Genomic DNA, 18,382 nt, shown 5'->3' on the forward strand with positions numbered 1-18,382 from the left:
TGCGGCTATCCTCCATCAGTCGATCTTGGCGCCGGACTGTTGCACCACTGCAGCCCAGCGCTTGATCTCGGCGCGCTGGAACTGCGCGAACTGCTCTTGCGTAAAGGCGGGCGTATCGGAGCCGTTGGCAAGCCAGATCTGCTTCATCTCGGGTGTGTTCAGTGCCTTCTCCACTTCGGTGTAAAGCCGGTCGACGATGTCCTTGGGCGTGCCCTTGGGCACCCACATCGCGTACCAGGTGGAGACTTCGTAGTTAGGCACCCCGGCCTCGGCGGCGGTGGGCACATTCGGGAACGCGGCCGAGCGCTTGGTCGATGCCACCGCCAGCGCCTTGATGCGCCCCGCGCGGATGTGCTGGGCCGAGGAACCGAGACCGTCGAAATCCATGTCCACCTGGCCCGCGATCAGGTCGGACAGCGCAGGGCCGGCCCCCTTGTAGGGAATATGCGTGATGAAGGTCTTGGTCTGCAGCTTGAACAACTCGCCTGCCAGATGGTGGGACGAGCCGTTGCCTGCAGAGGCGTAGTTCAGCTTGCCGGGGTTACTCTTGGCATAGGCGATCAGCTCGCCCAGCGTGTTGGCGGTGACCTTGGTCGGGTTCACCACGATCACCTGCGGCGGCTGCGCGATCACCGTGATGGGGATGAAATCCTTCTCGATGTCGTAGTCGAGCTTCTTGTAGAACGACGGCGCGATGGCGTGGTGCGCACCGCCGATGAAAACGGTATAGCCGTCCGGCGCGCCCTTGGCCGCGATGCTCGCGCCCACGGTGCCGCCGGCGCCACCGCGGTTATCGATCACGAACTGCTTGCCAAGCTGCTTGGAAAGCTGCGCGGTCAGCGGGCGGGCGAAGGCATCGGTGCCGCCGCCGGCCGGGAACGGCACGATCACGGTGATGGGCTTGGACGGCCAGGTGTCAGCCTGCGCCACGGGCGCTACCGCGCCCAAACCCGCGCCCAGCGCGCAAGCCAGCCCTGCCAGTTGAAACTGACGACGATTCATGACTCTGTCTCCTCTCTCTTCTGCTGTGGAAAGTCAAAACGAAGAACTGCTGGAATGGCCCATGAACGCGGCCCGCGGCCTTATCTGTTACCTGACCAGGGTTACAACAGCTTGCTCACCGCGCGGCTCATGCGCGGGGATCCGTTGCCAAGGCGCACCAGATTGTCATCTAGCGCCTCAGGCACGTAAAGATAATTCACCATCATCCCGCACGACTGCGCGCGGCCCTTGCGCGACAGGTCGGCGGCCCAATTCAGGCGCTCCACGCAGGCGCCATTGCCCAGGTGAAAGCGCGCCACCGGATCGGCTGGCAGCGCCTGCTGGCGCTCGCGCACCAGGTAATGCGCGGCCAGCGCCAGCGCGATGTCGCGCACCATCGCATCCTCGGCATCGGCAGGCAGCGCGGCCAGCCAGCCGGCGCCGTCGTCGGGTGGCGTGCCGTGGCGCTCGCGCCAGCGCGCCAGGCGCTTGTCGCCCAGCACCTTGGCCACCGCTTCGCCATCGCGCTTGCGCAGCCAGTCGGCAAACCCGGGAATGGGCGAGAGCGTGGCGAACTGCTTGAGCTTGGGAAACTCGCGCTGCAATTCCTCGATCACGCGCTTGAGCAGGAAGTTGCCAAAACTCACGCCGCGCAGGCCTGCCTGCGTATTGGAGATGGAATAGAAGATCGCCCACTTCACGCGGCGCAGGTCCTCCAGCGGCGCGGCTTCGTCCAGCAGCGCGTGGACGTTGGCGGCCATCTCGGGCACGAAGGCCACCTCGACAAAGATCAGCGGCTCGCGCGGCATGCGCGGGTGGAAGAACGCATAGCAGCGGCGATCGGAATCGAGCCGGTTGCGCAGGTCCGCCCAGGACGCGATCTCGTGCACCGCCTCGTAGCGGATCAGCTTTTCCAGCAGCGATGCGGGCGAGTCCCACGTGATGGGCTGCAGCTCCAGCAGGCCCACGTCGAACCAGTTGGAGAACAGCGCCTCCAGATCGTCGTCAAGCGGGCGCAGGCCCGGCACGCGCTTGTGCCAGCGCAGCATGTCGGCGCGCAGGCCGATCAGGAAATGCAGGCCGCAGACGCTTGCACCCTCCTGCCCGTGCAAGGCCGCCAGCCGCTTGAAGAAACGGATGCGCGCGTTGGATGTCGCCTGCGGCGGGCCGGACGCGGATTTGTCCGCATTGCCGTCCTTGGCCTCATCATCCACTTGCGCGCTGCCGCTGGCGGCGACTTCGGCCAGCACGCCGAGCATGGCCTGGCGTGCGTCATCGCCCGCGGCTTCGTACTCGGCCCGCCAGGTTTGCGCGGCGGCATTGGCCGCGCTGTCGGTCAGGCGCGCATCGAAGCACTGGCGCAGTTGCTCGCGCTGCCGGCGCAGCACGCGCGCCGGCAGCGCCACGGCCTTGGCTTGTGCCTTGGCATCAGCCACCGCGTCCGGCTTGGCGTTGCCCTCGCCCTTGCGGCCCCACCACCGGCCAAAGCGGGACAACAGGGTTGGCGCCGACGGCTCAAAGCCGCTCAGGGGCGCGCTGACTTTCTGGTCGCTATTGCTGAGGGAATCCATGGGCGTACCTGCTATTGGCTGTCGGTAAGGGCTGTCTGCAAGCTGCTATCGATCAACGGATGATTTGCCGGCCAGGTGCAGGCGGCCGGGCTGCGCTTCGGGCACGGGATCGCCACCGCGATCGTCAACCACGTCAACCTCGGCGGCGTCCAATGCCCGGAGCGCGCCGCGCTGGCGCAGCAAGTGCGTCTTCATCAGGGTTTCGGCGCCCTCCGGGTCATGGGCCTTGAGCGCGGAGAACACCGACAGATGCTCGGCACAGGATTCGCGGATGCGGCCCGGCAGCTTCAGGCTCTTGTGGCGCGACAGCCGCAGCACCTTGCGCAGGTCGCTGATCAGGCCGGACAGCCAGCGGTTGCCGGCGAGCCGCTGGATGGCTTCGTGGATCTGGTAGTTGGTTTCGTAGTAGGCGTCGATATTGCCGGCCTGCGCATACTGGGTCAGGTCGGCATGCAGGCTTTCGAGCGCGTCGAGGTCCTCGGCGGTGGCGTTGCGTGCCGCCTCATAGGCGCAGCGGCCTTCCAGCAGCGCCATCAGCGGGAAGATCTCGTCGAGGTCCTGCTCGGACAAGGCGTTGACGAAGCAGCCGCGGCGCGGCTCCAGCCGCACCAGGCCTTCGGCGGCCAGCACCTTGAGCGCCTCGCGCATCGGCGTGCGCGAAATCCCCATCGACTCGGCCACCGCGGCCTCGTCGATCCAGGCGCCGGGCATCAGCGCGTGCTCGTCGATCATGGCGCGCAGGCGCTCCGCGACTTCGAGGTACAGGGCCTGCTGGATGATGCGCATGGTGCCTCCGGACGGAAGAATGCAATGGCATCGGGGTGGCTTGCGGCACGGTGGAATGTGTCTTGCCAGGCCCAATAATTCATAATTATGAATAACGGCGCCCAGATGACAAGACAAATCGATGTTGCGCAGCCGCATGCGCGGCACCTTCCAGCGCGCGCGCAACGCTTGCGCGCCGATCAACAGGAGGGTCAGTCTCACCAGGGTCGCCAGCGCCACGGGGGCGCCGCGTGCGGACTAGCCCGCCAAACCCCTTGCCGCGTGGACGCCGAACCAATGCGGCACGTGCGCAATGGCCTCATGCAGCGTGCCCAGTACCCGGAAACTGAATCCGGTCACGACCGGCGAAGGCGGCTTGATATCGGGCACCACCACCACCTGCGCCCCCGAGCGGTTCGCGGCCGTTGCGCCGTTCTCGCTGTCCTCGAAGGCCAGGCAGGCCCGCGGCGCCACGCCGAGGCGCTCGGCGGCGAGCTGGTACAGCGCCGGGTCCGGCTTGCCGCGGCGCACATCATCACCACCCGAGATGGAAGAAAAGAAATCCAGCACGCCCACGCGCCCGAGCCGGTCCTTGATCTCCTCCACACGGGATGACGATGCCACCGCGCAGGGAATGCCCGCGCCGCGCAGCGCCGAGAGCAATTCCCTGGCGCCGGGCTTCAGCGGAAACCGGGGCCCGGTGGCCGGCGCATGCAATTGCGCGCCCGCCATCGCCTGCACCTGGCGGAAGGCATGCTCGTCGCCAAGCAGGGACACCAGGAAGGCATCGGACTCCGGCTTGGCCTTGCCGATGACCTGCACGTAGTCGCTGGCCGCCAGCGTGATGCCGATCTCGCGCGCGGCGCCAATCCATGCCTGCATGATGGCGCGCTCGGAGTCGATCAGCAGGCCATCCATATCGAAGATGGCAGCGGTGAATGGGGTCAACTGCGGGGTCAACTGCGGGCTCATCCGCGCCGGCTTCAACGGACCGGGGCCTGCGCCGCCTGTGCGTGACGGTTCGCCCAGACCACCAAGGCAATGCCGGCCAGGATCATCGGCAGGCTCAGCCACTGGCCCATGGAGAAGTTCAGCGCCAGCAGGCCCAGGAAGTTATCCGGCTCGCGCGCGAACTCGGCGAGGAAACGGAAGCCACCGTAGCCGATCAGGAACACGCCCGAGACCGCGCCCATGGGACGCGGCTTCCTGGCGAACAGCCACAGGATGATGAACAGCGCCACGCCTTCGCCGGCAAATTGATAAAGCTGCGAAGGATGGCGGGGAATGTTGTCACCCGCCTGCGGGAAGATCATGCCCCACGGCAGGTCGGTGGGACGGCCCCACAGCTCGCCGTTGATGAAGTTGCCGATGCGCCCGGCCGCCAGCCCGCAAGGGATCATCGGCGCGATGAAGTCGGTGACCTCCATCCAGTGGCGCCCGCGCAGCTTGGCGAACAGCCACATCGCCACGATCACGCCCAGAAAACCGCCGTGGAAGGCCATGCCGCCCTCCCACACCTTGAAGATCTCCAGCGGATGGCTCAGGTAGTAATCGGCCTTGTAGAAAAACACGTAGCCCAGCCGCCCGCCCAGGATCACGCCCAGCACGCCGAAGAACAGCATGTCGTCCAGGTCCTTGACCGTCCAGCCCTGGGCCGCGATATGCGGCTGGCGGATGCGCAGGCGCCCGAACCACAGGAACATGATGAACCCGGCAAGGTACATCAGCCCGTACCAGCGGATGGCGAGCGGGCCGAGATGAATCGCAACCGGATCGAATTGGGGATGAATCAGCATGTGTGCCGTGGTTAGGGTTGTTGGTAGAGAGATCGCGCACGGGCAAACTGGCCTGCGGCGCGATATCAGGGTTCAGGGTGCGTCCGTCAGGTGCGTTGCCGCAGCGGCAGTGCCAAGCTCTGCGCCCGGCTCCGTGCCCGGTGTTATGCCAGCGTTTTGCGTCAGTGTCATGGCAGCAGCCAGCGCGCCGGCGATCTCGATAAACGATCTCAACACAGGGCTCACGCTGTCGGCGCCGGCCTCCCGCCACACCAGCCCGGTCTCGATATCGGGCCCGGCGTCGCGCAACGGCAGGTAGGACACACCGGTACGGCGAAGGTTGCAAAGCGAGGCCGGCACCAGTGCCACCCCCATGCCGGCGGATACCAGGCTGACGATCGTCTGCATCTGGATGGCCTCCTGGGCGATCACCGGCGTGAGGCCTTCGCGCGCATAACAGCCCGTAATGATGTCATAAAACGCCGGCGCGCTTCGCCGGGGAAAGATGATAAGCGGCTCGCGCGCCGCATCTCTCAGGGAAACGCCAGACTGCGCGCCCTCCTCCTGCGCCGCCGAGCCATCCGGGCGCCAGCCTTGCGGCACGGCCAGCACCAGCGGCTCGCGCACCAGCGGCAGGTACGCCACGCCATGCGGCATGGCCGGCAGTTGCGGGCGGATCACCAGCCCGGCGTCGATGCCGCCGTCCATCAGGGCCTCCAGCTGGATATCGCTGGTGGCCTCGCGCAGTTGCAGCTGCACATTGGGGTGCCGCGCCCGGAAGCGCCGCAGCAGGTCGGGCAGGATGCCGTAGTCGGCCGTGCTGACAAAGGCCAGCGACAGCGTGCCGGCCTCCCCGCGCGCCAGCCGCTGGGCCAGGCCCGGCAGCGCGGCCGCATCGGCCAGCACGCGGCGCACCTCGGGCAGCCATTGCTGGCCGGCAGGGGTGAGCGCCACCGAGCGCCGCGTGCGGGCAAACAGCTGCACGCCAATCTCCTCCTCCAGCGCCTGGATCTGCTGGGACAGCGGCGGCTGCGTCATGGTGAGCCGCCGCGCGGCGCGGCCGAAATGTAACTCCTCCGCCACGGTAACGAAGTAACGCAACTGGCGCAGGTCCAAAGGCGCTCCTGATATGTTTTTCGACTCAATAAAGGTTGAATAATATATTTGACACGATAAAAGGCAAGCGGCATGCTCTCGTCCACAACATGGCAGGAGCCTGCCCGGTCCTCGGAACCCTGAGGCGCCCCGCGCAGGCCGGCACACTACTTCCCCCGGAGATTCCCATGGCATACAACAAACGCTCGCAGCACATCACGCAAGGCGTGGCGCGCTCCCCCAACCGCTCGATGTACTACGCGCTGGGCTACAAGAAGGAAGACTTCGACAAGCCGATGGTGGGCATCGCCAACGGCCACTCGACCATCACGCCGTGCAACTCCGGCCTGCAGCGCCTGGCTGACGCCGCCGTGGCGGCCATCAAGGCCTCCGACGCCAACCCGCAGATCTTCGGCACCCCGACCATCTCGGACGGTATGTCGATGGGCACCGAGGGCATGAAGTACTCGCTGATCTCCCGCGAAGTCATCGCCGACTGTATCGAGACCGCGGCCCAGGGCCAGTGGATGGACGGCGTGGTCGTGATCGGCGGTTGCGACAAGAACATGCCGGGCGGCATGATCGCGCTGGCGCGCACCAACGTGCCGGGCATCTATGTGTACGGCGGCACCATCAAGCCGGGCAACTGGAAGGGCAAGGACCTGACCATCGTGTCGTCGTTCGAGGCCGTGGGCGAATTCACCGCCGGCCGCATGAGCCAGGAAGACTTCGAGGGCGTCGAGAAGAACGCCTGCCCGTCGTCGGGCTCGTGCGGTGGCATGTACACCGCCAACACCATGAGCTCCTCGTTCGAAGCGCTGGGCATGTCGCTGCTGTACTCGTCGACCATGGCCAACCCGGACCAGGAAAAGGTCGACAGCGCCGCCGAATCGGCACGCGTGCTGGTCGAGGCCATCAAGAAGGACATCAAGCCGCGCGACATCATCACGCGCAAGTCCATCGAGAACGCCGTTGCGCTGATCATGGCCACCGGCGGCTCCACCAACGCCGTGCTGCACTACCTGGCGATCGCCCACTCGGCCGAAGTGGAATGGAGCATCGACGACTTCGAGCGCATCCGCCGCAAGGTGCCGGTGATCTGCAACCTGAAGCCGTCGGGCCAGTACGTGGCAACCGACCTGCACCGCGCGGGCGGCATTCCCCAGGTCATGAAGATCCTGCTCAAGGCAGGCCTGATGCACGGCGACTGCCTGACCATCACCGGCCGCACCCTGGCCGAGGAACTGGAAAACGTGCCGGACACCCCGCGCGCCGACCAGGATGTGATCATGCCGATCGAAAAGGCGCTCTACAAGGAAGGCCACCTGGCCATCCTGAAGGGCAACCTGGCGCAGGAAGGCGCCGTCGCCAAGATCACCGGCCTGAAGAACCCGGTCATCACCGGCCCGGCCCGCGTGTTCGAGGACGAGCAAAGCGCCATGGACGCCATCCTGGCCGACAAGATCAACGCCGGCGACATCCTGGTGCTGCGCTACCTGGGCCCGAAGGGCGGCCCCGGCATGCCTGAAATGCTGGCCCCCACCTCGGCCATCATCGGCAAGGGCCTGGGCGAATCGGTCGGCTTCATCACCGACGGCCGCTTCTCGGGCGGCACCTGGGGCATGGTGGTCGGCCACGTCGCGCCGGAAGCGCACGTGGGCGGCAACATCGCACTGGTGCAGGAAGGCGACTCGGTCACCATCGACGCGCACAAGCTGCTGCTGGAACTCAACGTGAGCGAAGAAGAGCTGGCCAAGCGCCGCGCCGCCTGGAAGCAGCCGGCACCGCGCTACACCCGTGGCGTGCTGGCCAAGTTCGCCAAGCTGGCCTCGACCGCCAGCAAGGGCGCTGTGACGGACTGAGGCTGCGGCTTCATCCCCAGAAGGACAAAAGCCCGCGAGCGATCGAGGGCTTTTTTATGGGTGTGGCGCAGACGCAAACCCCCGCGTGGTTGGCTCCTTCACATGCCGCCCGGGTCCCGCTCGATTTCTTCCAGCGTGGCGTCCAGCCACTCCACCAGCCGGGCCTCCATCGCCTGTGTCAGTTCCGCCGCCAGTTGTGCGGTCAGCGGGGCCAGGCGCGATTGCAGCGTGGCTTCGGTATGGGCCTCCACCACCTGCGGCCATTCGGTGCGAAACCGCATCATCACGCGGGTCAGCAGCTCGCTGCGCATGGCGCGCAGCTCGTCCGGGCTGGGCGGCGGGCTGGCGTGGTGCGTGGCGTACGAGACCGAGTAGGCGCCATCCTGGGTCGACGGGGTCGGCTGGTGCAGCGCCGGGATCTCGGGCGCGGGAATGCCGTCGCCGGTCTCACGGGGCATGACGACATGGGTGACCGGGCCAGGCCAGGTCATGTCATGCACGGGCTGGGCATGGCCTGGGCCGCCAGCGCCGGAATCCGACCACGCGACCGTTTGCGTGGCCGCGGTCGGCGTCGCGTCCGGCGCCGCTTGCCTGGCGCCGTCGGTGGGCAGGTCGATCACCTCCGTCAGCAGTGGAATGCTGTCGTTGGGCCCGATGCGCGGGATCACGCGCGAGGTGGTGCGTTCGGTCATGCGGCATCCCCCTTGGCTTGTGCGCCCTGTGCACCCTGGCCGGCCTGGGCGATATCGTGGTGCGCCAGCGGATAGCCGCGCTCGCGGTACAGGCGAAAGCGCTCGCGCCCGGCGGCACGGTCGTCGGCGTCGCTGCCCACCACCTCGATCATGCGCTCGAAGCTGGCGAACTGCGCCGGCGGCTCGGCGCCAAGGTTGATCAGCAACTGATGGTGCGGAGCCTGGTCCAGCGCGGCCGCCAGCACGATCGGCGTCACCTCGGCGTTCGGGCTGTCCACGCCGCAATGCGGCAGGAAATCCAGCGCGGAGAACGTCCACAAGCGCGCATCGAGCTGCGCCAGCTGCTCCGGCGCGCCATGCACCACCAGTTTCTGGCCGGCGCCGTACGCCTTGCGGATCAGCCGGCAAGCGTAGCCGAGCTTGTCGGGCACGTTGCTGTGGAAATCGATACGCGTCATGGTTGAAAGCAATCCTGTGAGTATGAAGCTAAACAGGGACGGACCCGCGCAGATGCCGGCGCCGGCCCGTCCCTGCGGTCAAGCATCCAGCTTAACCATCCAGCTTCAGCCAGCGCGGTCCATCAGGAACTGCGCCAGCAGGGGCACCGGGCGGCCGGTGGCGCCCTTGGCGGCGCCGCTCTTCCAGGCCGTGCCGGCGATGTCCAGGTGGGCCCAGTCGTACTTCTCGGTATAGCGCGCCAGGAAGCAGGCGGCGGTCACGCTGCCGGCCGGGCGGCCACCGATATTGGCCATATCCGCGAAGTTGGACTTGAGCTGGTCCTGGTAGTCATCGTCCAGCGGCATGCGCCAGGCGGTGTCCATGGCCTTGCGGCCGGCTTGCAGCAATTGGTCCGCTAGGCCATCGTTGCGCGCGTACAGGCCGCTGTTGACGTGGCCCAGCGCGATGATGCAGGCGCCGGTCAGGGTTGCCACATCCACCACGGCGGCCGGCTTGAAGCGCTCCACATAGGTCAGCGCGTCGCACAGGACCAAGCGGCCTTCGGCGTCGGTGTTGAGGATCTCGATGGTCTGGCCGGACATGCTGGTGACCACGTCGCCGGGCTTGGTGGCGTTGCCGGACGGCATGTTCTCGCAGGTGGGGACCACCGCGATCACGTTCAGCTTGAGGCCCATCTCGGCCACGGCCTGCAGCGTGCCCAACACCGAGGCAGCGCCGCACATGTCGTACTTCATCTCGTCCATGCCCTCGCCAGGCTTGAGCGAGATGCCGCCGGTATCGAAGGTGATGCCCTTGCCCACCAGCACCACCGGGGCCTGCTTGGCCGAGGCGCCGTCGTAGCGCAGCACGATGAACTGGGGCGGCTCCACCGCGCCCTTGGTGACCGCCAGGAAGGCGCCCATCTTGAGCGCCTCGAGCTGCTTGCGGCCCAGCACTTCCACCTTGAGCTTGTGGCGCTTGGCGATGCCGCGCGCGGTATTGGCCAGGTAGGTCGGCGTGCAGATGTTGGACGGCAGGTTGCCCAGGTCCTTGGTCAGCTCCATGCCGTTGGCGATGGCCGCGCCGCGGACCACGGCCTGGGCGGCCGCCTTGGCGTCAGCCGCGTCGACGGTAAGCACCACCTTGCGCAGGCCGGTGGGCTTGTCGGCACCGTTGCCGTTGCCCTTGGTACCGGCGTTGGCGCGCTTGAGGCCTGGATGGCGCTCCAGCAGGCGGTAGCCCGCCTCGCGGATCAGGGTGACGGTGGTGATCAGGCGCCAGGCCAGGTCGCGGGCGTTGCCGGCTTGCTGCGGGGCCTGCTGCTGGGCCAGGCACCACAGCACATTGGCCGCGCGCGTGCCGGACAAGGCACGCAGCGCGGTGCGCACGGCCTCGGCGAACGCCTTGTCGCCGAACTCGGCTTCCTTGCCGAAGCCCACCAGCAGCACGCGGGCAGCGCCCACGCCGGCCACTTCGTGCAGCATCAGCTGGGTACCGCGCTTGCCTTCGAAATCGCCCAGTTTGACGAGCCGGGAGACCAAACCCTTGGTTGCCACGTCGAGCGCCTTGGCCACACCGGCCAGGCTCTGTCCTTCAAACAGGCCCACGACCAGACAATCGGTCTTGGTTGCCAGGAAACCATTTTGGCCCGCTTTGCTCCAATCCAAGGCTTTTGTGCTAAATTCCATCGCGCTTCCTTCCAGGGGCTTGTCCACCACGAAAGCTCCTATTATCCGCGATTTGCTGCCGGCGGTCCGCTATGCTTGCTAGCAAGCCCCCCGGCACCGACATCGCCCGCGCCGGCCGGCAGCCCGGAACCGACTCCGCATGATCTTTCAACAAGCCTTGCGTCGCGAGCTCGCATACACCGCCGGCGCGGTGTTTCTGGTCATGCTGACCTTCATGCTGACCTCGCTCGTGATCCGTATTCTCGGCATGGCCGCCAATGGCCAGGCCAGCCCCAATGACGTCCTGATGCTGATCGGCCTGGCCACCATCGGCTACCTGTCGATCCTGCTGTCCGCCACCCTGTTCATCTCCACCCTGATCGTGCTCACGCGCTGGTACAAGGATTCGGAGATGGTGGTGTGGTTCTCGGCCGGCATCTCGCTGCGCGACCTGGTCAAGCCGGTGCTGCAGTTTGCCGCGCCCTTCATCATCATGTCGCTGCTGCTGGGCATGTTCGCCTGGCCGTGGGCCAACCAGCAAAGCGCGCTGTTCCGCGACCGCTTCGAGCAGCGCGGCGTGCTGTCCATGATTGCCGCCGGCCGCTTCATCGAGCCGGCCAAGGGCAATTACGTGCTGTTCATCGAAGGCATCGACGCCGACATGAAGCACGCGCGCAACGTCTTCGTGGCCAACGCCGAGGCCGACAAGATCGGCGTGGCGCTGGCCCACCAGGGCCAGTTCCAGACCATGCCCAACGGCGACCGCATGGTGGTGATGGAAAACGGCCGCCGCTATGCCGGCACGCCCGGCAAGATCGACTACCGCATCGTCGAGTTCGACCAGTACGCGGTCAAGGTGGACAACAAACCTCCTGAGTCGGACGCCAACCTGCCGACCAAGAGCCGCGACACCATCGACCTGCTGCGCAACCGCACCAACGAGAACCTGGGCGAATTGCTGTGGCGCCTGTCGCTGCCGCTGCTGGCCTTCAATTTTGTGCTGATCGCCATCCCGCTTGCCTACGTCAACCCGCGCCTGGGCCGCTACACGCCCCTGGTCTTCGCGGTGCTGATCTACCTGACCTACAGTAACGTGATCAATCTCTCGCAGGCCTGGGTGCGCTCCGGCTCCATCCCGTTCGCGTTGGCCTGGTGGCCGTTCCACCTGATCGCCCTGCTGGGCGCGGTGATGCTGTTCCGCTACCGCCAGAACCGCAGCCTGGGTGGCTGGCGCGCGGTCTTCGGCCTGCCCCGCAAGGGCGGCGCCCGGGAGAACCAGGCATGAAGGTATTGCGCGTCTACGAACGATATTTCGCGCGGCTGATCTACGGGGTCTTCGCCTTTATCCTGTTTGCGGTGCTGGCGCTGTTCGTGTTCTTCGACATGCTCAGCGAGCTGGAGAGCGTGGCCGGCCGCTACACCTCGCTGGTGGCGTTCTTCCACGTCATCCTGCAGGCGCCCACCCGTATCTATGAGGTGCTGCCGATCGCCGTGCTGATCAGCGCCATCTATGTGTTCTCGCAACTGGCCAGCCAGTCCGAGTACACCATTTTCCGGGTGGCCGGGCTGAACACGCGCCAGGCGCTGTTCTCGCTGTTCAAGCTGGCGATTCCGCTGGCCATCGCCACGTTTATCTTCGGCGAGTTCATCGGCCCCAAGGCCGAGCAGTACGCGCAGAAGGTCAAGCTCGAAGCACTGGGTGCCACGGTGTCGGCGGGCTTTCGCTCCGGCGTGTGGGTCAAGGACCGCGACCGCGATAGCGCCAAGGGCCATGAAGTCACGCGCTTCGTCAACGTGGCCGGCCTGCGGCCCGACCAGAGCATCACCGGCGTCACCATTTACGAGTTCGACGACCAATACCGCCTGAGCGTGATCCGCGTGGCCAAGGAAGGCCGCTACGAGGGCGGCCAGTCCTGGCAGCTCACCGGCGTGACCGAGACCCACTTCCTGGAACTGCCCAGGGGCGAGCCCGGCAAGGCGGACGCCCTGGCACCAGCCTTCCGCGGCGAGCAGCAAAGCGTGCCCACCATGACCATGCGCTCCGAGCTGACGCCGCAGATCCTGTCGGTGCTGCTGGTGGAGCCGGAGCGGATGTCCACGGTGGACCTGTTCCGCTATATCCGCCACCTGCGCGACAACAAGCAAGACACCCAGCGCTATGAGATCGCCTTCTGGAAGAAGGTGATCTACCCGCTGACCCTGTTCGTGATGGTGGCGCTGGCCCTGCCCTTTGCCTACCTGCACGCGCGGGCCGGCGCGGTGGGCGTGAAGGTGTTCGGCGGCATCATGCTGGGGCTGTCCTTCCACTTGTCCAACACCCTGTTCTCGCACGTGGGGCTGCTGCATACCTGGCCGCCCATCGTCTCGGCGCTGATCCCCGGCACGCTGTACCTGCTGGTGGCGCTTGGCGCGTTGCGCTGGGTGGACCGGCATTAAGGCTCGAAGATGAATACCACGCCCCTTCCCCGCCAGGCCATGGTGCTGTTTGGCCATGGCGCGCGCGATGCGCGCTGGCGCGAGCCGTTTGACCGGCTGCACGCCAGGCTGACTGCCGCGTTGCCAGATTGCGCGGTACGCCTGGCCTTCCTGGAACTGATGACGCCTTCGCTGCCGGATACGCTGGCGGCGCTCGCCGCCGGGGGGGTTACCGACATCAATGTGGTGCCGGTGTTCTTTGGCCAGGGCGGGCATCTGCGGCGGGACCTGCCGGCCTTGCTGGATGATTGCCGGAGCAAGCTTCCGGGTGTGACGATCCGCTGCGCGGCGGCGGTCGGCGAGGATGACAGCGTGCTGGACGCGATTGCGGCCTATTGTGTGGCGACGCTCAGCGGTGGCAACGCCTAGCGCCCACGTAGCCCCATCGAAGCACCCAAAGAAAAAGCCGGGCAACTTAGCGTTGCCCGGCTTTTTCATTTGGCGCGCCAGTGCTTCAGGCCGCGCGAGTATCCGCGTATGCGATGTCGCCATCCACATCCTGCGGCACCACTTCGCTAGCCCGCGAGGCCAGCGCTTCGCCGATCATCAGCAGGCTGGGATGCACCGGATTGATCCAGGCCGCCGCCTCGCCCGCCGCCATCTGCCGCAGCGTGAACTGGCGGCTGCGCTGGTGCGCCGAGGTAGCGGCCTCGACCACCCAGGCGGGCGTGGAAGCGGGCTTGCCGTGCGCGATCAGCTGCGCGGCGATGGCTGCCGCCTGGTCGCGGCCCATGTAATACACCACCGTGTCGGCCTTGACATCCGCCTCCACGTCGACCGTGTCAGCCGCCTTGGATTGCGTCGCAAACGCCACGCTGCGCGACACGCCGCGCTTGGTGAGCGGCTTGCGGATCGCCGAAGCCGCCGCCAGCGCGGCGGTGATGCCCGGCACGATCTCGTACTCGATGCCGGCTTCTTCCAGCGCCTGCAGCTCCTCGTCGGCGCGGCCGAACAGCATCGGATCCCCGCCCTTCAAGCGCACCACGCGCTCGAACTTGCTGGCCTGGTCCACGATCTGGCGGTTGATGAACAACTGCGCGGTGGAGCGCTGGCCGCAGCGCTTGCCCACCTCGATCAGCTGCGCCTGCGGACACCATGCCAGCATCTCGGGCGAGACCAGCGCATCGTGCAGCACCACCTGGGCTTCGCCCAAAAGCCGTGCACCGCGCACCGTAATGAGGTCCGCGGCGCCGGGACCCGCGCCGATCAGATAGACCTTGCCCATGCCATGCTCCTTCGCGCTCACTGGATCGATTTGCCTATGCACTCGCCTTAAGCGAACGCACGGATCATGCCAGCGGCCACGGTGTGGTTGGTGGCTTCATCGATCAGCACGAACGCGCCGGTCGCCGGGTTGTCGCCATAGTTGTCGCAGACGATGGGCTTTTGCAGCGAGATCTGCACCGAGCCGATATCGTTCAGGCCGATTTCGTGGCGGTCGGTCTCGTGCAGCAGCGTATGCACGTCCAGCACGCGATCCACCGACGACACGCGCGCGAACACGCTGGCCGTGGTGTGCTTGAGCACATATTTGCGGGCCGGATTGAGGGATTCATCGTCGAACCAGCACAGGTCGGCGGTCAGCTTCCTGGCTGAGACGCTGTCCGCGGCGGCAGCCACGAACATATCACCGCGTGACACATCCACGTCTTCCGACAAGCGCACCGTCACGGTCTCGCCCACGCTGGCCGATTCGGCCACGCCGTTGGGGGTCAGCACTTCCGCCACCAGCGCATCGCGGTTGGCCGGCAGCACGCGCAGCTTCTGGCCCACGCGCACGGTGCCTGCCTCGACCCGGCCGGCATAGCCGCGGAAGTCGTCAGCCTGGGCGCCGTCCTGGCGGATCACCAGCTGCACCGGGAAACGCAGCGCGGCGTCGCCTTCGGGCGCGGGCTCTTCCACCGGCAGGGCCTCCAGCAGCGGCAGCAGCGGCTCGCCCTGGTACCACGGCATGGCCTGGCTGGCGTTGACGATATTGTCGCCACGCAGCGCCGACACCGGCACGTAGCGCACATCCTTCAAACCCAGCTGGCTGGCCAGTTCGGTGTAGGCCGCGCGGATCTGGTTGAAGCGCTCCTCGCTGAACTCGACCAGGTCCATCTTGTTGATGGCCACGATCACGTGTTGCAGTTCCAGCAGCTTCAGGATGGCCGAATGGCGCTTGGTCTGCGCCAGCAGCTCGGCGCGGCCATCGGTCACGGTCACGCGGGTGGCGTCGACCAGCACGATGGCGGCGTGTGCGGTGGACGCGCCCGTCACCATGTTGCGGGTGTACTGCTCATGCCCCGGCGTGTCCGCGATGATGAACTTGCGGCGCGCGGTGGAGAAGTAGCGGTAAGCCACGTCGATGGTGATGCCCTGCTCGCGCTCGGCTTCCAGGCCATCGGTCAGCAGCGAGAAATCGATCTGCTCGCCGGCGGTACGCTTGTTCTTGGCGTTGGTCAGCGCGGTCAGCTGATCGGACAGCACAGCCTTGCTGTCGTACAGCAGGCGGCCGATCAGGGTGCTCTTGCCATCGTCGACCGAACCGGCGGTGATAAAACGCAGCAGGCCTTGGTGTGTTGCTTGAGTGCTCATGTCAAATCCTTTCTTCATCCCTCTCGCAGCGCTCGCTCCGGCGCATAGGCGGGAGGCAGCGCTAGGCGCGTGAGGGCGACGTGTACATTGGTACACGAGCACTCTCGCAACGACGCGATGTGCCCGCCTATGCGTCCGGGTTAGAAGTAGCCTTCTTTCTTGCGGCGTTCCATGGACGCTTCGCTGGTCTGGTCGTCCATCCGCGTCGCACCGCGCTCGGTGATCTCCGTCACGGCCGTCTCAGCGATGATCTCGATCGGCGAGGCCGCAACGCTGGCCACCGGGCAGGTGCAGCTGATGTCGCCCACAGTGCGGAAACGCACCGAGATCACTTCGCTGACATCGCCGTCCTGCTTCGGCGTGATCGGCGTGACCGGCACCAGCAGGCCGTTCTTTCTCACCACTTCGCGCTGGTGCGCGTAGTAGATCGGGGGCAGCTCAAGCGCTTCGCGGGCGATGTACTGCCACACATCCAGCTCGGTCCAGTTGGAGATCGGGAACACGCGCATCTGCTCGCCGGCCGCCATGCGGGCGTTGTACAGGCTCCACAGTTCCGGGCGCTGGGCCTTCGGGTCCCATTGGCCGAACTCGTCGCGGAAGGAGAAGATGCGTTCCTTGGCACGCGCCTTTTCTTCGTCGCGGCGGGCGCCGCCCATCAGCGCGTCGTACTTGTTGGCTTCGATGGTTTCCAGCAGGGTCACGGCTTGCGCGGCATTGCGCGAGTCGGTTTCCTTGCGCAGGCGCACGGTGCCGCGCTTGATGGAATCTTCCACATGGCCCACCACCAGGCGCGCGCCAAGCTCGGCCACGCGCTGGTCACGGAAGCGGATCACTTCCGGGTAGTTGTGGCCGGTGTCGATATGCACCAGCGGGAACGGCAGTTCGGTCTTTCGGTCTCCCAGGCGGAAGGCCTTGAGCGCCAGGTGCAGCATGACGATGGAGTCCTTGCCGCCCGAGAACAGCAGCGCCGGGTTGCGGCACTCCGCCACCACCTCGCGGATGATGTAGATGGATTCCGCCTCGAGCTTGTCGAGGTGATCGTTCTGCACTTGCAGCAGGTGCGCCACTTCCGGCGCGCCGGTCAGTTCGTTCATGATGCCCATTTCGTCTGGCCTCAATGCTTGATGTTCTGTTCGTGAAGCCCGCACTCTTTCGAGTCCTTGCTCTCCCACCACCATCGCCCGGCGCGTACATCCTCGCCAGCGCGCACGGCACGCGTACAAGGCTCGCAGCCGATGCTGGGGTAACCCTTGGCATGCAGCGCGTTGACCGGCACGTTGTGGCGCTTCAGGTAAGCCCACACCTCGGACTCGCTCCAGTCGGCGAGCGGGTTGAACTTGGGAATGCCGCGTGCCTCGTCCATTTCCTCGAACGGCAGCTCCGAGCGCGTCACCGCCTGCTCGCGGCGCTGGCCGGTCAGCCAGGCGTCCGCGTGGGACAGCGCGCGGTTCAGCGGCTCCACCTTGCGGATGCCGCAGCAGCTCTTGCGCAGGTCCACGCTGTCGTAGAACGCGTTCAGGCCGTGGTTCTTCAGGTAGTTCTCCACCGCCTCGGGGTCCGGCGTGTAGCGCTCGATGTCGTAGCCGTAATGCGCCTTGACCTCATCGAGCACCGCCAGCGTTTCGGCATGCAGCCGCCCGGTTTGCAGCGTGAACACGCGGATGCCGGCGCGCACGGCCTCGGTGCCGCGCAGGATGGCATCGGTCACCACCATGTCTTCGGCCGCCAGGCTGGACGCAAAGCGGGCGCGGAAAAAGCGGCCGGCGATCTGCGCCAGGCGCAGGCCCAGCTCGCGCTCCTTGGCCTCCAGATCCGCCACGCTGCCGGTGTACGCCGGCGCGGTCCACAGCGCCGGCGGGCGCAGTGACGAGACCGCAGCCTCGACGATTGCAATCTCGCTCATGCCGTTTCCTTGCCCAGCGCTTCGGCGCGATTGCGGCGGAACAGCGGCAGCGGCTCATCCACCGACGCCTGGTAAGCCACGGTGAACTCGGTGAAGCCCTTGATGGCGTCATCGATGTTCTTGTCCGCGCGCACCGCGAAAGCGTCAAAGCCGCAGCGCTTCATGAAGTTCAGCTGGTCGCGCAGCACGTCGCCGATGGCGCGCAGCTGGCCGGTCCAGTTGTAGCGGGTGCGCAGCAGATAGGCGGTGGAAAAACCACGGCCATCGCGGAACACGGGGAAATCCACCGCCACCACGGCCACGCTGGCAAACGCGGCCTGCGCATCGGCCGGCTCGTCTTCCGGCGCCAGCCAGATGCCGGTGATGTCGGCAGCGCGGCCAGCCAGCACGCCGTCCTTGTGCGCCAGCCATGCGGTCAGCGGGAACAGCACAGCATCCTTGCCTTGCGCGGCGGCGACGATCTGTTCGTCGGTCAGGGCCGCGCCCTCGGCACCGCGCAGCACCGTCCATGCGTCATCGACGATGACCGGAACCGGGTTGGCGCCTTCGCTGCGTTGCAGTTGAATAATCTTTGCCATGTC

At 66.5% G+C, this 18,382-nt stretch carries 18 protein-coding genes; 4 read left to right on the forward strand and 14 right to left on the reverse strand.

Translation table 11 applies throughout. The features are described 5' to 3' along the window. Window positions 1-15: 15 nt before the first annotated feature. The 6 genes from F7R26_RS16180 to F7R26_RS16205 form a co-directional block, all read right to left on the reverse strand. Complete coding sequence (locus F7R26_RS16180) at window positions 16-1,002, reverse strand: Bug family tripartite tricarboxylate transporter substrate binding protein (RefSeq protein WP_150983992.1); 987 nt, start codon at window positions 1,000-1,002, stop codon at window positions 16-18. A 101-nt stretch (window positions 1,003-1,103) separates the two neighbouring features. Continuing rightward, a complete protein-coding gene (locus tag F7R26_RS16185; RefSeq protein ID WP_150983991.1) occupies window positions 1,104-2,552 on the reverse strand; it encodes a malonyl-CoA decarboxylase domain-containing protein in 1,449 nt (482 codons plus the stop codon). Between the two features lie 45 nt (window positions 2,553-2,597). Continuing rightward, window positions 2,598-3,338, reverse strand: coding sequence for a GntR family transcriptional regulator (locus F7R26_RS16190; RefSeq protein ID WP_150983990.1), 741 nt, complete (start codon window positions 3,336-3,338; stop codon window positions 2,598-2,600). Between the two features lie 237 nt (window positions 3,339-3,575). Further along, window positions 3,576-4,289 (reverse strand): HAD family hydrolase, encoded by a 714-nt coding sequence (locus tag F7R26_RS16195; RefSeq protein ID WP_150983989.1) that lies wholly within the window; start codon window positions 4,287-4,289, stop codon window positions 3,576-3,578. A gap of 11 nt (window positions 4,290-4,300) precedes the next feature. Continuing rightward, window positions 4,301-5,113 (reverse strand): prolipoprotein diacylglyceryl transferase, encoded by an 813-nt coding sequence (gene lgt / locus F7R26_RS16200; RefSeq protein WP_150983988.1) that lies wholly within the window; start codon window positions 5,111-5,113, stop codon window positions 4,301-4,303. Between the two features lie 72 nt (window positions 5,114-5,185). Then, window positions 5,186-6,208, reverse strand: coding sequence for a LysR family transcriptional regulator (locus F7R26_RS16205; protein ID WP_150983987.1), 1,023 nt, complete (start codon window positions 6,206-6,208; stop codon window positions 5,186-5,188). 167 nt (window positions 6,209-6,375) lie between these two features. On the opposite strand from F7R26_RS16205, the gene ilvD reads away from it, so the two are divergent. Then, window positions 6,376-8,049, forward strand: coding sequence for a dihydroxy-acid dehydratase (ilvD, locus tag F7R26_RS16210; RefSeq protein ID WP_150983986.1), 1,674 nt, complete (start codon window positions 6,376-6,378; stop codon window positions 8,047-8,049). 98 nt (window positions 8,050-8,147) lie between these two features. Here ilvD and F7R26_RS16215 read toward each other — a convergent pair whose 3' ends face one another. The 3 genes from F7R26_RS16215 to F7R26_RS16225 form a co-directional block, all read right to left on the reverse strand. After that, window positions 8,148-8,741: a hypothetical protein gene (locus F7R26_RS16215; RefSeq protein ID WP_150983985.1), complete on the reverse strand. Its 594-nt coding sequence runs from the start codon at window positions 8,739-8,741 to the stop codon at window positions 8,148-8,150. Then, window positions 8,738-9,199 carry a DNA polymerase III subunit chi gene (locus F7R26_RS16220; protein WP_150983984.1) on the reverse strand — a complete coding sequence of 154 codons (462 nt, stop codon included), beginning with the start codon at window positions 9,197-9,199 and terminating at the stop codon, window positions 8,738-8,740. Before F7R26_RS16220 ends, F7R26_RS16215 begins: the two co-directional genes overlap by 4 nt. A 105-nt stretch (window positions 9,200-9,304) precedes the next feature. Beyond that, window positions 9,305-10,867, reverse strand: coding sequence for a leucyl aminopeptidase (locus F7R26_RS16225; protein ID WP_150983983.1), 1,563 nt, complete (start codon window positions 10,865-10,867; stop codon window positions 9,305-9,307). Between the two features lie 139 nt (window positions 10,868-11,006). Between F7R26_RS16225 and lptF the strand changes: the two genes are divergently transcribed. Genes lptF through F7R26_RS16240 form a run of 3 tightly spaced genes read left to right on the forward strand, consistent with a single transcriptional unit; the run spans window position 11,007 to window position 13,690 of the window. Next, complete coding sequence (gene lptF / locus F7R26_RS16230) at window positions 11,007-12,131, forward strand: LPS export ABC transporter permease LptF (RefSeq protein WP_150983982.1); 1,125 nt, start codon at window positions 11,007-11,009, stop codon at window positions 12,129-12,131. Continuing rightward, window positions 12,128-13,282: an LPS export ABC transporter permease LptG gene (gene lptG / locus F7R26_RS16235; protein ID WP_150983981.1), complete on the forward strand. Its 1,155-nt coding sequence runs from the start codon at window positions 12,128-12,130 to the stop codon at window positions 13,280-13,282. The genes lptF and lptG overlap by 4 nt, the downstream gene beginning before the upstream one ends. Before the next feature lie 9 nt (window positions 13,283-13,291). Further along, complete coding sequence (locus F7R26_RS16240; protein ID WP_150983980.1) at window positions 13,292-13,690, forward strand: sirohydrochlorin chelatase; 399 nt, start codon at window positions 13,292-13,294, stop codon at window positions 13,688-13,690. A gap of 85 nt (window positions 13,691-13,775) precedes the next feature. Here the strand turns inward: F7R26_RS16240 and cobA are convergent, their stop codons facing one another. From cobA to F7R26_RS16265, 5 genes are all read right to left on the reverse strand, one after another. Continuing rightward, window positions 13,776-14,546, reverse strand: coding sequence for a uroporphyrinogen-III C-methyltransferase (gene cobA, locus F7R26_RS16245; RefSeq protein ID WP_150983979.1), 771 nt, complete (start codon window positions 14,544-14,546; stop codon window positions 13,776-13,778). A gap of 47 nt (window positions 14,547-14,593) precedes the next feature. Beyond that, window positions 14,594-15,898 carry a sulfate adenylyltransferase subunit 1 gene (locus F7R26_RS16250; RefSeq protein WP_150983978.1) on the reverse strand — a complete coding sequence of 435 codons (1,305 nt, stop codon included), beginning with the start codon at window positions 15,896-15,898 and terminating at the stop codon, window positions 14,594-14,596. 140 nt (window positions 15,899-16,038) lie between these two features. Beyond that, window positions 16,039-17,001, reverse strand: a complete 963-nt coding sequence (cysD, locus tag F7R26_RS16255; RefSeq protein WP_150983977.1) for a sulfate adenylyltransferase subunit CysD — start codon at window positions 16,999-17,001, stop codon at window positions 16,039-16,041. A gap of 11 nt (window positions 17,002-17,012) precedes the next feature. Then, window positions 17,013-17,801 (reverse strand): phosphoadenylyl-sulfate reductase, encoded by a 789-nt coding sequence (locus tag F7R26_RS16260; protein WP_150983976.1) that lies wholly within the window; start codon window positions 17,799-17,801, stop codon window positions 17,013-17,015. Then, entirely contained in the window at window positions 17,798-18,379 is a 582-nt protein-coding gene (locus F7R26_RS16265; RefSeq protein ID WP_150983975.1) for a DUF934 domain-containing protein, read from the reverse strand. Before F7R26_RS16265 ends, F7R26_RS16260 begins: the two co-directional genes overlap by 4 nt. Between the last annotated feature and the right edge of the window lie 3 nt (window positions 18,380-18,382).

The organism is Cupriavidus basilensis (genome assembly GCF_008801925.2).
Taxonomy (GTDB): domain Bacteria; phylum Pseudomonadota; class Gammaproteobacteria; order Burkholderiales; family Burkholderiaceae; genus Cupriavidus; species Cupriavidus basilensis.

Bases quoted from the DNA above. Each gene is read 5' to 3' on its own strand.
- F7R26_RS16180 (WP_150983992.1), bottom strand. From the start codon at position 1,002: ATGAATCGTCGTCAGTTTCAACTGGCAGGGCTGGCTTGCGCGCTGGGC.
- F7R26_RS16185 (WP_150983991.1), bottom strand. From the start codon at position 2,552: ATGGATTCCCTCAGCAATAGCGACCAGAAAGTCAGCGCGCCCCTGAGC.
- F7R26_RS16190 (WP_150983990.1), bottom strand. From the start codon at position 3,338: ATGCGCATCATCCAGCAGGCCCTGTACCTCGAAGTCGCGGAGCGCCTG.
- F7R26_RS16195 (WP_150983989.1), bottom strand. From the start codon at position 4,289: ATGAGCCCGCAGTTGACCCCGCAGTTGACCCCATTCACCGCTGCCATC.
- lgt (WP_150983988.1), bottom strand. From the start codon at position 5,113: ATGCTGATTCATCCCCAATTCGATCCGGTTGCGATTCATCTCGGCCCG.
- ilvD (WP_150983986.1), top strand. From the start codon at position 6,376: ATGGCATACAACAAACGCTCGCAGCACATCACGCAAGGCGTGGCGCGC.
- F7R26_RS16215 (WP_150983985.1), bottom strand. From the start codon at position 8,741: ATGACCGAACGCACCACCTCGCGCGTGATCCCGCGCATCGGGCCCAAC.
- F7R26_RS16220 (WP_150983984.1), bottom strand. From the start codon at position 9,199: ATGACGCGTATCGATTTCCACAGCAACGTGCCCGACAAGCTCGGCTAC.
- F7R26_RS16225 (WP_150983983.1), bottom strand. From the start codon at position 10,867: ATGGAATTTAGCACAAAAGCCTTGGATTGGAGCAAAGCGGGCCAAAAT.
- lptF (WP_150983982.1), top strand. From the start codon at position 11,007: ATGATCTTTCAACAAGCCTTGCGTCGCGAGCTCGCATACACCGCCGGC.
- lptG (WP_150983981.1), top strand. From the start codon at position 12,128: ATGAAGGTATTGCGCGTCTACGAACGATATTTCGCGCGGCTGATCTAC.
- F7R26_RS16240 (WP_150983980.1), top strand. From the start codon at position 13,292: ATGAATACCACGCCCCTTCCCCGCCAGGCCATGGTGCTGTTTGGCCAT.
- cobA (WP_150983979.1), bottom strand. From the start codon at position 14,546: ATGGGCAAGGTCTATCTGATCGGCGCGGGTCCCGGCGCCGCGGACCTC.
- F7R26_RS16250 (WP_150983978.1), bottom strand. From the start codon at position 15,898: ATGAGCACTCAAGCAACACACCAAGGCCTGCTGCGTTTTATCACCGCC.
- cysD (WP_150983977.1), bottom strand. From the start codon at position 17,001: ATGGGCATCATGAACGAACTGACCGGCGCGCCGGAAGTGGCGCACCTG.
- F7R26_RS16260 (WP_150983976.1), bottom strand. From the start codon at position 17,801: ATGAGCGAGATTGCAATCGTCGAGGCTGCGGTCTCGTCACTGCGCCCG.
- F7R26_RS16265 (WP_150983975.1), bottom strand. From the start codon at position 18,379: ATGGCAAAGATTATTCAACTGCAACGCAGCGAAGGCGCCAACCCGGTT.